The organism is Geminocystis sp., assembly GCF_041753295.1.
Lineage (GTDB): Bacteria > Cyanobacteriota > Cyanobacteriia > Cyanobacteriales > Cyanobacteriaceae > Geminocystis.
In genome coordinates, this window is sequence record NZ_JBGSUU010000019.1 from 1 (window position 1) to 14,344 (window position 14,344).

18 protein-coding genes, 2 tRNA genes and 1 pseudogene are annotated in these 14,344 nt (G+C 31.2%); 13 read left to right on the forward strand and 8 right to left on the reverse strand.

Annotation, left to right across the window (positions count from 1 at the left end):
- The 5 genes from ACEW8E_RS01530 to plsY form a co-directional block, all read left to right on the forward strand.
- The coding region (locus tag ACEW8E_RS01530) for a sigma-70 family RNA polymerase sigma factor (RefSeq protein ID WP_373478579.1) at window positions 1-402 on the forward strand (402 nt) is incomplete at its 5' end.
- Window positions 403-409: 7 nt separating this feature from the next.
- Window positions 410-655, forward strand: coding sequence for a hypothetical protein (locus ACEW8E_RS01535; RefSeq protein WP_373478580.1), 246 nt, complete (start codon window positions 410-412; stop codon window positions 653-655).
- Window positions 656-771: 116 nt separating this feature from the next.
- Entirely contained in the window at window positions 772-1,065 is a 294-nt protein-coding gene (locus tag ACEW8E_RS01540; RefSeq protein WP_373478581.1) for a DUF1778 domain-containing protein, read from the forward strand.
- Complete coding sequence (locus ACEW8E_RS01545; RefSeq protein ID WP_373478582.1) at window positions 1,066-1,581, forward strand: GNAT family N-acetyltransferase; 516 nt, start codon at window positions 1,066-1,068, stop codon at window positions 1,579-1,581.
- 138 nt (window positions 1,582-1,719) lie between these two features.
- Complete coding sequence (gene plsY, locus ACEW8E_RS01550) at window positions 1,720-2,358, forward strand: glycerol-3-phosphate 1-O-acyltransferase PlsY (RefSeq protein ID WP_373478583.1); 639 nt, start codon at window positions 1,720-1,722, stop codon at window positions 2,356-2,358.
- 77 nt (window positions 2,359-2,435) lie between these two features.
- Here the strand turns inward: plsY and ACEW8E_RS01555 are convergent, their stop codons facing one another.
- On the reverse strand, window positions 2,436-2,972 hold the full coding sequence (locus tag ACEW8E_RS01555; RefSeq protein WP_373478584.1) for a hypothetical protein: 537 nt from the start codon (window positions 2,970-2,972) through the stop codon (window positions 2,436-2,438).
- A gap of 283 nt (window positions 2,973-3,255) precedes the next feature.
- Here ACEW8E_RS01555 and ACEW8E_RS01560 point away from each other — a divergent pair.
- From ACEW8E_RS01560 to ACEW8E_RS01580, 5 genes and pseudogenes are all read left to right on the forward strand, one after another.
- Window positions 3,256-3,337: transfer RNA gene (locus ACEW8E_RS01560), tRNA-Tyr, on the forward strand.
- Between the two features lie 3 nt (window positions 3,338-3,340).
- Window positions 3,341-3,412: transfer RNA gene (locus ACEW8E_RS01565), tRNA-Thr, on the forward strand.
- A 113-nt stretch (window positions 3,413-3,525) separates the two neighbouring features.
- Window positions 3,526-4,315 (forward strand): annotated as a pseudogene (locus tag ACEW8E_RS01570) (transposase).
- Between the two features lie 370 nt (window positions 4,316-4,685).
- Entirely contained in the window at window positions 4,686-4,871 is a 186-nt protein-coding gene (locus ACEW8E_RS01575) for a hypothetical protein (RefSeq protein WP_373478585.1), read from the forward strand.
- Window positions 4,872-5,004: 133 nt separating this feature from the next.
- Complete coding sequence (locus ACEW8E_RS01580) at window positions 5,005-5,274, forward strand: antitoxin (RefSeq protein ID WP_373478586.1); 270 nt, start codon at window positions 5,005-5,007, stop codon at window positions 5,272-5,274.
- A 524-nt stretch (window positions 5,275-5,798) separates the two neighbouring features.
- Here the strand turns inward: ACEW8E_RS01580 and ACEW8E_RS01585 are convergent.
- Window positions 5,799-5,975, reverse strand: coding sequence for a hypothetical protein (locus ACEW8E_RS01585; protein ID WP_373478587.1), 177 nt, complete (start codon window positions 5,973-5,975; stop codon window positions 5,799-5,801).
- A 65-nt stretch (window positions 5,976-6,040) separates the two neighbouring features.
- Between ACEW8E_RS01585 and tnpA the strand changes: the two genes are divergently transcribed.
- Window positions 6,041-6,475 (forward strand): IS200/IS605 family transposase, encoded by a 435-nt coding sequence (tnpA, locus tag ACEW8E_RS01590; protein ID WP_373478588.1) that lies wholly within the window; start codon window positions 6,041-6,043, stop codon window positions 6,473-6,475.
- Window positions 6,476-6,702: 227 nt separating this feature from the next.
- Here tnpA and ACEW8E_RS01595 read toward each other — a convergent pair whose 3' ends face one another.
- Window positions 6,703-7,044, reverse strand: a complete 342-nt coding sequence (locus tag ACEW8E_RS01595; protein ID WP_373478589.1) for a type ISP restriction/modification enzyme — start codon at window positions 7,042-7,044, stop codon at window positions 6,703-6,705.
- 581 nt (window positions 7,045-7,625) lie between these two features.
- Here ACEW8E_RS01595 and ACEW8E_RS01600 point away from each other — a divergent pair.
- Window positions 7,626-7,874 (forward strand): hypothetical protein, encoded by a 249-nt coding sequence (locus tag ACEW8E_RS01600; RefSeq protein ID WP_373478590.1) that lies wholly within the window; start codon window positions 7,626-7,628, stop codon window positions 7,872-7,874.
- 253 nt (window positions 7,875-8,127) lie between these two features.
- Here ACEW8E_RS01600 and ACEW8E_RS01605 read toward each other — a convergent pair whose 3' ends face one another.
- Window positions 8,128-9,195 carry a type I restriction endonuclease gene (locus ACEW8E_RS01605; RefSeq protein WP_373478591.1) on the reverse strand — a complete coding sequence of 356 codons (1,068 nt, stop codon included), beginning with the start codon at window positions 9,193-9,195 and terminating at the stop codon, window positions 8,128-8,130.
- A 68-nt stretch (window positions 9,196-9,263) separates the two neighbouring features.
- Window positions 9,264-9,908: an HAD family hydrolase gene (locus ACEW8E_RS01610; RefSeq protein WP_373478592.1), complete on the reverse strand. Its 645-nt coding sequence runs from the start codon at window positions 9,906-9,908 to the stop codon at window positions 9,264-9,266.
- A 58-nt stretch (window positions 9,909-9,966) separates the two neighbouring features.
- Here ACEW8E_RS01610 and ACEW8E_RS01615 point away from each other — a divergent pair, with 58 nt between their 5' ends.
- Window positions 9,967-10,479, forward strand: a complete 513-nt coding sequence (locus ACEW8E_RS01615; RefSeq protein WP_373478593.1) for a DUF1499 domain-containing protein — start codon at window positions 9,967-9,969, stop codon at window positions 10,477-10,479.
- 91 nt (window positions 10,480-10,570) lie between these two features.
- Here the strand turns inward: ACEW8E_RS01615 and ACEW8E_RS01620 are convergent, their stop codons facing one another.
- From ACEW8E_RS01620 to psbA, 3 genes are all read right to left on the reverse strand, one after another.
- Entirely contained in the window at window positions 10,571-11,071 is a 501-nt protein-coding gene (locus ACEW8E_RS01620) for a pentapeptide repeat-containing protein (RefSeq protein ID WP_373478594.1), read from the reverse strand.
- 140 nt (window positions 11,072-11,211) lie between these two features.
- The gene (ahcY, locus tag ACEW8E_RS01625) at window positions 11,212-12,489 is read right to left on the reverse strand and encodes an adenosylhomocysteinase (protein WP_373478595.1); all 1,278 of its coding nucleotides are present in this window, start codon (window positions 12,487-12,489) and stop codon (window positions 11,212-11,214) included.
- 184 nt (window positions 12,490-12,673) lie between these two features.
- On the reverse strand, window positions 12,674-13,741 hold the full coding sequence (gene psbA, locus ACEW8E_RS01630; protein ID WP_373478596.1) for a photosystem II q(b) protein: 1,068 nt from the start codon (window positions 13,739-13,741) through the stop codon (window positions 12,674-12,676).
- Window positions 13,742-14,344: the final 603 nt, after the last annotated feature.

The following is a 14,344-nucleotide window of genomic DNA, read 5'->3' on the forward strand; positions in this document are numbered from 1 at the left end:
GCAACCATTGCTGAGTTATCCGAAGCACTAGAATTAACCGCCGAACAAGTTAGGGAATATTTAGGTAGAGCTCGTCAACCCTTATCCCTAGATTTAAAAGTAGGAGACAATAATGATACTGAGTTAGGAGAATTATTAGAATATAAAGGGCAATCTCCCAGTGATTATACAGAGTGTTTGTGTCTTCAATCTGACTTAAAGCGTATGCTCTCGGAGTTAACTCAACAGCAACAAGATGTAATTAAATTACGCTATGGCTTAGATGATGGTAAACAATTATCTTTATCAAAAATTGCCGAAATTCTCAGTATTTCCCCTGAAAGGGCTAGACAAATAGAAAGAGAAGCCTTAACTAAATTACGCAAACGTAAGGATATTTTGAAAGAATATTTAATATATTAAAAGTAGGGTGGGCATTGCCCACCATTTACACGCTAAAATCTGGGTACGTTTTGAGGGTAAAATCGATAGTGGTAAAGATGGTAACGACTTACAAAAAGAAGAAACCCTCAGCGATGGTAGTATTTGGAAGTATTATCTTGATCGAAAAGTGCGAGAAACTGTTGAAGGAGAACAAATTACTCAGTACATTTACACTACCGCAGGACGAGTTATTTATAATAAAACCATCATGGATGGACTGAATCCTGATTAGAGACTTTTTTATTAACCATCAAAAACAATATAAATTCATTGTAAATTGAAATTTTAATATTAATTACGGTAAAATGACGTACAAAAGAATATCAATAAAAAGTATTGACAAATAAAATGACAAGCACAGTTAACCCTGATGAAAAAAAGAAAGCTCGTTTAGAAGCCCGAATCAGTCAGCAACAAAAAGAATTAATTAAGTCAGCTGCAGAAATTACAGGATGTTCATTAACAGATTTTGTCGTGAATACAGTAATACACGCTGCACAACAGACAATTCGAGAACAGCAAATGCTTCAATTAAGTCGAAAAGATCGTTTATTTTTTGTAGAAACCATACTTAATCCTCCATCTCCCACGGAAAAGTTAAAAACTTCTGCACAAAAATATCGTCAATATAAAGGTCAATAAATGTTAATATTTAATCAAATTAATTATGTTGTTGAACCACTCAATAAGAAACATAATCGACAAGATTTTAATTGTGGAATTCCCAGTTTAGATAAGTATTTAAAAGAACAAGCCTCACAAGATAAAAATAAATATATAGCAGCTCCTTTTATTGCTAATGACATAAACAAAAATAAAATTATTGGTTACTATACGTTATCTTCAAGTAGTGTTAATTTAGAGGATTTACCAGTCAATTTAACTAACAAATTACCTAAATATCCTCTAGTGTTTGTTATTCTTTTGGGGCGACTAGGAGTTGATTTTTCTTATCAAAAAAAAGGATGGGGTGATTTATTATTAATGGATGCTTTAAGTCGCTGTTATCAAAATGAAATAGCCGCAATGGCGGTAGTTGTATCCGCTATAAATGACAATGCAGTTCGATTTTATGCCAACTATGGATTTCAATTATTTCCAGATAGTAATAATTATCTTTTATTACCAATGAAAATTATCAAAAATCTTTTCAATTAATCTTACATATTCTTTGATTTCTCCCATCTCCTGACTTATGACTCCTAACCTACTCAATTCTTTTTTGCCTATTGTTAATTATTCAGACAACTTTTATTCTTAAATAATTAACAGATCAAAATTTCATCAGATTTTACTATGACTTACCCTATTTTAATCAGTTTTAGCTTAATTTTACTTGCCTATCTACTTGGCTCGATTCCCACAGGTTATATACTAGCTCGTATGGTAAAAGGTATTGATATTCGTGAACATGGCTCAGGTTCTACTGGTGCGACTAATGTACTAAGAATCGTCGGGAAAGAAGCTGCGATCGCCGTATTATTAATTGATATGTTAAAAGGTGCATTAGCGGTATTTTTAGTAAAACTATCCTATAATTACCTAACTTTATTACCTTCTCAGTGGCAAGGATCGTTAGTCGCTATTTGTGCATTATTAGCGGTTATTGGTCATAGTAAATCAATTTGGTTGAATTTTTCTGGAGGAAAATCTGCCGCCATTAGTTTGGGTATTTTATTAACCATGAATCCTTATGTGGGCTTGGGTACTTTGTTAGTATTTCTAACAGTTTTAGGTGTGTCAAAAATTGTTTCTCTAAGTTCCATCAGTGCTGCGATCGCCGTTAACATATTAATGTGGATTTTTAATCCTTCCATACCCTATATCGGTTTTGCCCTCATTGCCGCTGTTTATGTGATTGTCAGACATCGCAGTAATATTGAAAGAATTATAGCTGGTACAGAACCTAGAATTGGGCAACCTGTAAATTCTTAGAAACCCCTATGGGATTTTAATGTAGGGGTTAATGATATTAACCCTTGATTTACTGTAACTAAAATGTAATATTTTGTTTAAGCTAAAACGAAATCAACATTATCAGTACCAGTTGCTTCACCATCTCCTGATTGTAATTTCTTCCCATTGAATGCCACCGCAAAAGGAGTATTTCCCATTTTTAAACGATAATCAGTTTCAGAGGATGTATAACCAACACTACCAATCATTTCTCTGCCTTTATCGGTATATAAAAACACCAACATCTGATTTTTAGATTGTTGTTGATCATAAGCCCAGATTACCATATACTGCTTATCTTGATAGTCAAAAATTTTAGGAGATCGATTAGGTTGGTAACGTCCCTGAATACCAAAAGTTTTATCTAAAAATTCTTGTACCGAATTAGTTTCAACTATAGCAAAAGCAACTTCTTCTTGAGGATTAGAAATAGAGACATCTTCAGCAAAATTATTAATAGAGACATTTTCGGGCAAATTATTAACTGCCTCATCCTCTTTTTTATTTTGAAAATAATCTACTGCCTTTTTTACACCGATAGCACCCACAGAGACGATACCAGCACCAATAAGGATATTGCGTAACTTATTCATAATGAGATTAAATATATTAACTAAATTATATGACATTATCCTTTAAAGAAGAGTTCCCTAATTTTAAATTTTTCTATCAAATTCGGGCTTTACATAGCACACAACCAGTTGATTAGGACATTATTAAATCTAAAAGAGTAACTATAGTCTATATTTTAAATTTGCTCTTTGCCCTTTGCTATATTGTTACAACTATAATCATAAATAAGTTCTACAGTTTATTTTTAAAATCGTTGGCATTTTTAGAAAAAGTTAGTTACAATAATTAAATGTGAAAACAAATGGGTCGATGCCCGAGTGGTTAATGGGGGCGGACTGTAAATCCGCTGGCTACGCCTACGTTGGTTCAAATCCAACTCGGCCCATAAGCCTTTGTAGCTCAGTGGTAGAGCACACCCTTGGTAAGGGTGAGGTCACGAGTTCAATCCTCGTCAAAGGCTTTCTCTCAATTCCTTACTCTCTAAAGGTTCTAAGTGTCAAGTAACAGTTTATCTGTCATCGTTAACAAGTCGAAAATTTACCTTTTAATTTTCCCTCTAAAAAACAATTAGAAGTGGAGTTCTCTGGTATAGATTTAAGTTCCGACGCTGGATTATTATTAATTAAACAAGCAGAAACAAATCTCCAAATATGTCAAGGAATTACTAATTGTTTAGAAGAGAAAAGAGAACAACATAAAATTCGACTAATTTTAGATATAGATGGGTGAGATGCTTTAACTTATGGGGAACAACAATTAAGTTTATTTCATGGTTATTATAGACATAAAATATACTTTCCTTGCTTAATTAATGAAGCTAAAAGTGGTTATCCTTTAATTTTACAATTAAGACCTGGAAATTCTCATTCAGGTAAGGGGATAATTGGCTTATTAAGATGGTTATTTTGGAGGTTGAAAAAACCATGGGCAAATGTAGAAATTATCTTACGAGGAGATGGTGGTTTTTCTTTGCCTGAAATCATCAATCTTTGTGAACGTCAAAATGTTAAATATGTGTTTGGATTTAGTAGTAATCAGGTGTTGAAACGAAAAATAGATTATCTTTTAGTTAGACCAAGCAAGATTACAATATGTTCGCACGAAAGAAAAAGCTCGTTTATTTGAGGATGTTTATTATCGAGCTAAAAGTTGGGCAAAACCTCGTCGAATAGTGATGAAGGCAGAATGGTTAGAAAATGCACAAGTATTAAGAATAAGAGAAACTCTGATAAAAATCGGAGCAAAAGTGACAGTTTCAACCAGAGGAATGTTGGTAGAATTAGCAAATCATTGTCCTTTTAAGCAGGAAATAAAAATCATAGCACAAAGACTTTTAACAGGTCGACAACTAATTTTTTGTTAAGATTAATCTCTCATAGGATTGGTGTGTCTAAATGAAGTTTTTGAAGACTTTTTTAAGATTTTTAGGACTCTAAAATGTGATTAATAATATTTTTATTACTTTTCTAATTGAGAATCCTTAATCCACATTCCAATTTCTACTTTTTAAGTTTTGATTTTTTGTTCATGAATAATTCAGGCTAGTTAGACTAAATAACCGCATCTAAATTATTCAAAAGTGCAGTATAATACTGTACATCTTCTTCTTATCAAAAAAATTGCTTTTATTTGATCGTAGTATCTTATTTGTTGATCGAACTCCCAATATACAATATTTCTACAAACAGTAAGGAAAGTAAAGACAAGTTATTCACAAGTCCGTTAGGATTGATATGATTGCTATAGTTAAAAAATTAGCAATAAAAAATTATCAGGTGAAAAATTTTAACTGGAATGAAAGCAAAAATAACTTATTAATCAAAGAAAGAAATATTAGTTTTCCTGATGTTATTAAAGCAATTAAAGAAGGGGATTTATTAGGTGTCATCGATCATTATAATCAAAAAAAGTATAGCTAACAATGTATTTTTATCATAAAATTAAGAGATTATGTTTATTTAGTTCCCTTTGTTGAAAGTGATCAGGAAATATTTTTAAAAACAATAATACCTAGTAGAAAAATGACAAAAAAATATTTAAGGAGTAATGTAAATGAGTAACTTAAATCAAGAAGAAAAAGATATTTTAAATAGTGTAGAAAATGGGGAATGGCATAGCATAAACCAAGTAGAAAAAGCAAAACAGATTTATCAAAGTTATGCTCAAGAATATTTAGAAAAATCTCTAAAAATACTATTGTCAAGAGAAGATGAACAAAAATTATCTGATTTAGCAAATAAATTAGGTACATCACCCTCCAGTTTAACAGAAGATATTTTACACAAATATTTACAAAGTTTATTAGTCGATAAAACTGCCTAAAATTCGTCTTATTATTTCGATCGAACTCTTAAAAAATCCCCAAAACTCGATCGCTAAAAGTGGCGCTGTGCGATCGAACCTTAATATGTTTAAATGTGAGATAAAAATATTGAGATATTATAAATTCTTAAACTCTTCCCAATCAAGATCAAGTTGGCGAATAATTTGTCGTAAAGTGCCTAATTTTAAATCTTTATTGCCCCCATCAGAAAAGGTTTATTTAACTCTTGATAGGCTTCAATTAACGCCGACAACGCATCAGAAACATTAGAAACACATCATCTAATGTATCCGCTTCGGTAATTAAATTACGTACGTAATAAAGGGCAAGTAACAGTATAACCGCCTTCGGGTTGCGGTTCTAAGATTAATGGTAATTTATATATATTTGTCATCGTCCTTGAATTAATTATTTAAGATCATCTTATCATAATCCATAATTCAAAAGACTATTCGATCGAACCTTTAAAAATCACCAACTGATCACAATGGAAAACAAAGGAATCTATACCTCCTATCTGACATTAGTTATTTTCTAATAAAATTTTAATTTCTTCGCCAGTAAAAGTTTTGATTTTTCCGTTATCGAAAATTACGACAGATTCTCCTAATTTTTGATGTTTTTCTAAGGCTTGTTTGATAGCTAAGTTTACTTTTTCATCAAGATTATTTAAAAGAGAGTTTATTTGTTTATTATTCATAATTCGTTGCCTGTATTTGTTACCATAATCCTTAAATTATTGAGAAATTAAATATTAGTTTTATCATGGCTTTATGGCGTTTATATTATCATCTTATTTGGGGTACAAAAGATAGGCTTCCTTTAATTTTACCTCACTACGAAGAAGATTTATACAATTATATTATTGGCAAATCTGATCATTTGGGTTGCATTATTCATCGTATTAATGGAATGCCCGATCATATTCATGTTATTGTTTCTATTCCTCCTAAAATATCGATTTCTGAATATGTACAAAAAATAAAAGGCAGTACCTCCCATTATCTCACAGAAAAATATTTTAATTCTTTTCAATGGCAAAAAGGTTACGGAGTTTATTCTATTAGTTATACAAATTTAGAAACTGCGATTAAATATGTTACAAATCAAAAAGAACATCACGCCAATTCTACAACTATTGGCATATTAGAAAACATTAAATCTGAGGATGATTCACCTACTAAATATTATTTAAAATAACAAATCTGATAAAGTGACTAAAATTTAATATAATATTTTGAAATCCCTTTAGCCGATTTACGCTATTAGCTTCGTCAATTTATTGCGAAGCGAGTTATTGCTTAATCGGAAAAAAATAAATGAGTTTATTTAGATTTAGGTGATATATCATAACACGCCAAGAAATAAATTTCATGGCTAACAGCCCAAGTCTGCTAAAGCGACTAATTAAAAACACCATTTAAAAATCAAATTCTCTCCTTCAAAGGAGGTAAACCCTTAACAATCTTGACACTTTCTAAACTTACCCTCACAATCCTTTTCACCAAATCAATAATATAGCGAGGATTCTCACTCCAATCATTAGGATTCACAATACCGCTATCTTTATCCTTAGTGATTTTGTATCTTTCCATCACCCACTCCAAAGCCGATTTACCATCAACAATATACTCGTAAGTTTCGAGGGGAATTTGCGATAGGGTAATCTTACTATTATATTGTAAAATAAGACGCTCAAACTTATCCCCCTTGTCTCTTTCAGAGGTTGCTGTTTGTCTAAATTCTTCAAGGATGGTATGAATAGTCATGGCAGAAATTTTACGAACATCTTAGATATTTGTTTCAATATATTCTGATATTCCTAATTTGTCACTATGAAGATATAAATAGTTACTTTTTATTACATTGTAATGTTTGTTATTCTATTCTTCCTTACTTAATTTATTATCCCTTTTGTAACTGAAAAAAAATAAAAGCTATAACAACTTATTAAAATTGCTATAACTTTTAAATTATTATTTCAATTACTTATAACCCACATTCCGCATATTTCAATACAATACTAAAAAAGATACACAAAAAACATTATTTAATAATGTAAACTTACAGACTGTCCTATTACTTTCATCCTAGGAAACAAAAAATTTCTCACAAGATTAGTTAAAATAATTTTGATTATTTAATTATCAGTTTTTTCTTGATAAATGACAGAACAAATCACTATCAAAAATTTAGATCATCTTGGATTAATAGCGGGAATTATTGATGAAATTGACATTGAAAATAAGGAAGAGAACATTATGTTTATGCAACTCATAAAATAAAAACTAATTTGGAGCATATTCACAAATGTTATAGAGAAAGATTTGGAATTGAAAGTAGCTACAGAATGAAAAATACTTGTAGAATTAGAACCACAAGTAAAAAACCTACTTGGAGATTATTGTTTGTAGGAATATCTTTTTTATTAATTAATATTTGGGTAAATATATTATGGTCAAAAGTAAGTAAACCGAGAAAAGGGGGTAGATTAATTTATAATAATTTATTTTCTTTAAAACAAATGTTATCTTTTTTAAACCATGGTGTAGAAGATATTTTTCAGGTGGAAAGGAATGTTTATATTCCAACCCAATAAAATCAAAATTAATAATAAGAATATCTTATACCATTCTTTTATATAAAATGAAATAAATAGTATCTAAAATCTCTTTTTCGATCTACTGAATTTGGCACTGTACACAATTCTTTACTCTTTAAAGGTTCTAAGGTTTTAATATAAATACTTTATTTAATCATTACTGAAATTTGAGAAAAACACTTTAGCAATCATAAGTTAATATCTCTTAATCCTAGTATTAAGTATCGGAAATCTTATTAAAATTAAGAATTTATTTACTTTCATTATATTCTATAGTTGTTGCTTTTAATTCTTCACTATAATTAAATATATCTGTTAAATTTGCGATGGGCATCTTTGTTTCTTTTTTATTACTAAATAAAGCAATATATTTTTGAGAAGTATTAAAATATAATCGACAAATAGGTTTACGATTATTATCATCAAACAAAATTCCACAATAACCTTTTGTGTCACGCATAGTTACTTTACTTAAATCAATTACTTGACTTAAAATCCCTCTGACAATATTAAAACCATCAATTTCATCTTGAGTAGTAACAATTCCATTATTTATTTTGTTATCATCAACAGGTAATTCTTCTACATCTTTATAATTATCAATCGGTTTATTTATTGCTGAGTCAATTAAGTCATTAATTTTTTCGGTAATTAATTGTTTAGCGGAATCTTTAACAATAGTAGTAAATTGATTAATAACATTTTTTGTGATTTTATTACTATAAATTTGTGAAGCAAAAAACTTGACAAAATTCTCCGAAGGTGATTCTAATTCTTCTTCTAATAATTTTTTTATTGCCCCAGTATATTTAAGATTACTTGCAGTATTAATAATATCTTCTAAGGAAAAAGCCGATTTAGTAAATTTATTTAATTCTTTAACATGATGAGGTTGAAAATTAAGAATATTAAACTCAAAAAATGGTTTACAATCCATCTTATTAGGCTCATCAATATCTGAAAAAAATTGATAAATAATACCATTAGTGAGAATACCAAAACGAGCTTCTGTAGTGGAAAAATAACGATATAATTGTGAAGCGTGTTCTTGTTCTAAATTACTTTTATGCCATTTACACTCCATTAACATGATAATTTGTTGCTCTTTTTTGATAGCATAATCAACTTTTTCTCCTTTTTTTATGCCAACATCAGCAGTAAATTCGGGTAAAACTTCTAAAGGATTAAACACATCATATCCCAAAGCACTTATAAAAGGCATAACCAAGGCATTTTTCGTTGCTTCTTCTGTCTCAATATGCTCTAATTGTTGTGGTATTCTAGCGGCTAATTCTCTCAATTTTTCAATTAAATCCATGTTAGTAACTGCTTTGGTATTTTATATTAGTAATTTAATTATATACCATAGTGATCTCTATAAATTCATCATAAAATAGTCTTTATCTCTGTTAAAAATAATTGTGGTAAATTCATTTTTGGATTCATATAAATAGTATTTAATCCTAGTTTCTGTGCATTTAAAATATTATTTTTATTATCATCAATAAATAAAGTTTTATTAGGATTAAGATGAGAGTCTTTTATTACATAATCAAAAATTTTTATATCAGGTTTATGTAAGTTTATTTCATAGGAATAATAGATTTTTTCAAATAACGATTCAAAGGTATAATTCTTCACAACTTTATGAAATCTTTTTCTAACTTCTCGAATATGAATAGGGTTAGTATTACTTAAAATAAATGTTCTTTTTTCTTCTTTAACTTTCGCTAATAAATCTCCCATATAATTAGGTACATAACCTAGCATTTCATTCCATAAATTTTCTATTTCCGTTTCTGTCAAATTTAAGGCAGTAATCTCTTTTATCTTATTAATAAATTCTTGATCATTAATTTTTCCAATTTCGTATTCATAGGCAATATTTTTTAACTCAATTAATAAGTAATTTTCATTTTTATTACTCATTCTTAAAAGTTTATTATAAGGTAAATCCATATCTACATCAATAATAACTCCACCTAAATCAAAAATAATAGCCTCTATTTTATTTAGCTTATCTATTTCCATAATTTCTTTAATTTAATTTTTATTGTATAATATTAATAACAAAATTTTGATTTTTCTTATGTTATCTATAATTACCATTTTTAGTGTATTTATTCTCTCTTTTTCAACTTTAATTTCTCCTCTCTATATCTTCTTTTCTCATAGCTTTCCTCCCATCGCTTCTGTTTTTCATATAGAAGGTAAAATTCCCACTAATTTAGGGGTAAAAGATGGTAAACTTTCGCCTTGTCCTGTAACTCCTAATTGCGTTGTGAGTGAAAATGCCGATAGTACTCATTCTATTTTACCTTTATCCTATGAAGGCGATCGCAATGAAGCCTATAATAATTTTTTAAAGATTTTATCCGTTGTACCTGAGACAAAAATTATAGAACAAAAAGAGGATTATATTCGCACAGAATTTCGCAGTAAAATTATGGGTTTTGTGGATGATGGAGAGTTTTATTTCCCCTCAGATAAAAATGTGATAGAATGGCGTTCTTCTTCTCGTTTAGGGGAATCAGATTTAGGGGTAAATCGTCGCCGTTTAGAGCAAATTCGCCTTGCTTTTGAAGATTTTAATCAAAAATAATGAAGAGTTAAGAATTTTGAATTGATCATTCTTTCTCTTCCATTTTTCTTGTCAAAAAAGTTTTTTATTCTGTCAATCAAACAAAGGTTATTTAAGGACAACCAAGAGATTGACGGGTACTCGCTCCTGTCTTAGAATTGATACCATCGGCATATTTACAAAGTTGTTTAATTTGTTGATTATCTAACACTGCTTGAGTAAAGTCTGCACCATTAACTTTAGCATTATTAAAAGTTGAGCGTAACATAATAGCTTCTCTAAAAATAGTATCTGTTAAGTCAGCATTATCAAAGTTACTAACATAAGCTAAACCATTAGTGAAATCTGCACCAGAAAGGTTAATTTTTTCTGCTATAACAGTATTAAATACAGCACCTCGTAAGTCAGTATTACTAAGATTTGTTTCTAATAACTTAACTTTGGTAAATTCAATTCCTTGTAAATTTTGCCCAGTGAAATCTTGTCCACTTAAATCTTTACTTTCAAAGGTTGATGTTACCGCACTTGAACTTGCAGCAATGGCATTTGTCGGAATAAATAAGGTAGTTAAAATTAAAATTAAAACAAAAAAACAAGCTAATTTTTTAAACATAAATCTGATAATTTAATTATGAATTAGGCATTAGGCATTGGGGATTAGAAATTATGTATTTACCACTGCCTATTCCCCTTTACCTTTTGCCTATTACTCATTACTTATTACTCATTATTCTTTGTTAATTAATAATTGAATTACGTTCCCACAGTCCAAGAATTCATATATTCAATTTGAGCCGAAGTAAGAGTATCAATAGAAATACCCATACCTTGTAATTTCAAACGAGCAATTTCTTGATCAACATCTACGGGAATAGAATGAATACCTGGTTTTAAAGTACCTTGATTTTTGACTAAATATTCACAAGCTAAGGCTTGGTTGGCAAAACTCATGTCCATAACGGCACTAGGATGACCTTCAGCAGCAGCTAAATTAACTAAACGTCCCTCACCTAAGACAATTACGGATTTACCACTTTTAAGTAAATATTGTTCGGTAAAATTACGCACTTGTGTTACTTCCGAAGCCATAGATTTTAAGGACTCTAAATCAATTTCAAGATCAAAGTGACCTGAGTTACAAACCATTGCACCATCTTTCATGACGGCAAAATGTTCTTCACGGATGATATGTTTATTACCTGTAACAGTTACAAAAATATCTCCAATACTTGCGGCTTCACTCATGGGCATTACACGGAAACCATCCATTGCAGCTTCAATAGCTTTAACGGGATTAATTTCGGTAACGATGACGTTTGAGCCTAATCCACGAGCGCGCATAGCTACACCTTTGCCACACCAACCGTAACCTGCAACTACGAGGTTTTTACCGGCTAAAAGTACGTTAGTCGCACGAATGATACCGTCAAGGGTAGATTGACCTGTACCATAACGGTTGTCAAAGAAGTGCTTAGTTTCAGCATCATTAACATTCATAGCTGGAAAGGTTAATGCACCGGCTTTATACATGGCTTCTAAACGCACAATCCCTGTGGTGGTTTCTTCCGTTGAGCCGATTAAGTCACTTAATTGATGTTGTCTTTCTGTTACTAAAGTTACAACTACATCTGAACCATCATCAATGATAATATTAGGACGATGATCTAAAGCTGTTTGCACATGACGGTGATAAGTAGCATTATCTTCACCTTTGATGGCAAAAACAGGAATACCGTAGTCATTGACTAAACAAGCCGCAACATCATCTTGGGTAGAAAGAGGGTTACTAGCAATTAATACCGCATCTGCACCCCCTGCTTGAAGGGCGATGGCTAAATTAGCGGTTTCGGTGGTAACGTGACAACAAGCTACTAAACGAATACCAGCAAAGGGTTTTTCTGCGGCAAAACGTTCGGTGATTTGGGCTAATACTGGCATTTCTCTAGCAGCCCATTGGATTCTTTGACGACCCATAGGAGCTAGGTTAATGTCTTTAATATCGTAATTTAATTTAGTGGGCGTTGCAACCATTAAGAATACTCAATAAAACTTTACATTTTAATCATATCTTACTCTGAGTTAGATTTTTGTCTGTTTTTACTTAAAATTTGTCAAAAAAACTCTGGTTACTGACAATGTTAAATTGTTAAATCTCCATAAAAAAATACCCCCTGAAAATTCAGAGAGTATCTTTTAGTTATTATTGAGTTGTTAATTATCCGTTGATAATAGGAGCAGAAACAGGTTGTGTACTAGCTAAATCAAGAGGGAAGTTGTGAACATTACGTTCGTGCATTACTTCGATACCGATATTTGCTTGGTTGATAATATCTGCCCAACTGTTGATTACACGACCATCACTGTTTAAGATGGAGTGATTGAAGTTGAAACCATTAAGGTTAAAGGCAAAACAACATACCGCTAAAGCAGCGAACCAGATTCCGATTACAGGCCATGCACCTAAGAAAAAGTGTAAAGCACGACTGTTATTAAAGGAAGCATATTGAAAAATCAATCTGCCGAAATAACCGTGAGCCGCAACAATGTTATAGGTTTCTTCTTCTTGTCCGAATTTATAACCTAAACTTTGAGATTCAGATTCCGTTGTTTCACGGATTAAGGAAGAAGTTACAAGAGAACCGTGCATAGCAGAAAACAGAGCTCCACCAAATACACCAACTACCCCTAACATATGGAATGGGTGCATTAATACGTTATGTTCTGCTTGAAGCACAAACATAAAGTTAAATGTACCACTAATGCCTAAAGGTAAACCATCAGAGAAAGAACCTTGTCCGATAGAATAAACTAATAATACGGCGGTAGCAGCAGCCACAGGAGCACTATAGGCAACACAAATCCAAGGGCGCATTCCTAAACGGAAAGATAATTCCCACTGTCTGCCCATATAGCAAAAAATACCGATGAGGAAGTGGAAAACAATCAACTGGTAAGGGCCACCGTTATATAACCATTCATCTAAAGTAGCTGCTTCCCAAATAGCATAAAAGTGTAATCCGATGGCGTTGGAACTAGGTACAACCGCAGCAGTAATAATATTATTACCATAAAGTAATGCACCTGATACAGGCTCACGAATACCGTCAATATCCACTGGAGGAGCGGCGATGAAGGCGATAACGAAACAGGTAAGGGCAGTTAATAAAGTAGGGATCATTAATACACCAAACCAACCGACATATAAACGGTTATTGGTAGAAGTAACCCACCGACAAAATTGCTCCCAAGAGGAAAGTCTTTCTTGCTGTAAGATTGTTGTCATAGTTTTATGATTTCTGATTATTTTTTCGAGGTACAAATTAGATGATTTAACTCAACCACCATATTTACATATTACTATATGAGAATAAAGTTTGTCAACCCCAGAGAGAAATTAATTTGTTATTCCAAAATTTAAAAATGGCTAAGTTCTTTGTTAAATCAAGTTTCAAGAGGTAAGAGTAAAGAGAGGGCAAAGAGCAAAGAGATTGACTTAAACGATACTAAAATTAATTTTTTGACTATTGTTTGTTAAGTATTTTTGATCTGATATAAGATCTCAGCCTTAGCTTATCAATTAATCACAGTTAATCAACAATAAATAATAAATAGATAATGAATAGACTTCTTGCAGAAGTGGAGTAATGAGTAATGAGTAATGAGTAATGAGTAATGAGTTAAGAAATTAACGTTTTCCATCCTAAAATAGATTTTACTTTTTATTTTGCAAGAGATCTAGGGCGTGTGGCGTTGCTGAATTAAAGTATGATTTTTAGATAAGGTGATGCCGAAGGCACGCTACGCGCACGTATCTTTATTACTCTCTTAAATTATCACAGAGGCGTGCTGTGTACCAGAGCCGACGAGCGATCGCTCGTAACTTGTG

What these genes read in the sequence shown, in the direction of transcription:
- ACEW8E_RS01540 (WP_373478581.1), top strand. Translation starts at nt 772, where the DNA reads ATGACAAGCACAGTTAACCCTGATGAAAAAAAGAAAGCTCGTTTAGAA.
- ACEW8E_RS01545 (WP_373478582.1), top strand. Translation starts at nt 1,066, where the DNA reads ATGTTAATATTTAATCAAATTAATTATGTTGTTGAACCACTCAATAAG.
- plsY (WP_373478583.1), top strand. Translation starts at nt 1,720, where the DNA reads ATGACTTACCCTATTTTAATCAGTTTTAGCTTAATTTTACTTGCCTAT.
- ACEW8E_RS01555 (WP_373478584.1), bottom strand. Translation starts at nt 2,972, where the DNA reads ATGAATAAGTTACGCAATATCCTTATTGGTGCTGGTATCGTCTCTGTG.
- ACEW8E_RS01575 (WP_373478585.1), top strand. Translation starts at nt 4,686, where the DNA reads ATGATTGCTATAGTTAAAAAATTAGCAATAAAAAATTATCAGGTGAAA.
- ACEW8E_RS01580 (WP_373478586.1), top strand. Translation starts at nt 5,005, where the DNA reads ATGAGTAACTTAAATCAAGAAGAAAAAGATATTTTAAATAGTGTAGAA.
- ACEW8E_RS01585 (WP_373478587.1), bottom strand. Translation starts at nt 5,975, where the DNA reads ATGAATAATAAACAAATAAACTCTCTTTTAAATAATCTTGATGAAAAA.
- tnpA (WP_373478588.1), top strand. Translation starts at nt 6,041, where the DNA reads ATGGCTTTATGGCGTTTATATTATCATCTTATTTGGGGTACAAAAGAT.
- ACEW8E_RS01595 (WP_373478589.1), bottom strand. Translation starts at nt 7,044, where the DNA reads ATGACTATTCATACCATCCTTGAAGAATTTAGACAAACAGCAACCTCT.
- ACEW8E_RS01600 (WP_373478590.1), top strand. Translation starts at nt 7,626, where the DNA reads ATGAAAAATACTTGTAGAATTAGAACCACAAGTAAAAAACCTACTTGG.
- ACEW8E_RS01605 (WP_373478591.1), bottom strand. Translation starts at nt 9,195, where the DNA reads ATGGATTTAATTGAAAAATTGAGAGAATTAGCCGCTAGAATACCACAA.
- ACEW8E_RS01610 (WP_373478592.1), bottom strand. Translation starts at nt 9,908, where the DNA reads ATGGAAATAGATAAGCTAAATAAAATAGAGGCTATTATTTTTGATTTA.
- ACEW8E_RS01615 (WP_373478593.1), top strand. Translation starts at nt 9,967, where the DNA reads ATGTTATCTATAATTACCATTTTTAGTGTATTTATTCTCTCTTTTTCA.
- ACEW8E_RS01620 (WP_373478594.1), bottom strand. Translation starts at nt 11,071, where the DNA reads ATGTTTAAAAAATTAGCTTGTTTTTTTGTTTTAATTTTAATTTTAACT.
- ahcY (WP_373478595.1), bottom strand. Translation starts at nt 12,489, where the DNA reads ATGGTTGCAACGCCCACTAAATTAAATTACGATATTAAAGACATTAAC.
- psbA (WP_373478596.1), bottom strand. Translation starts at nt 13,741, where the DNA reads ATGACAACAATCTTACAGCAAGAAAGACTTTCCTCTTGGGAGCAATTT.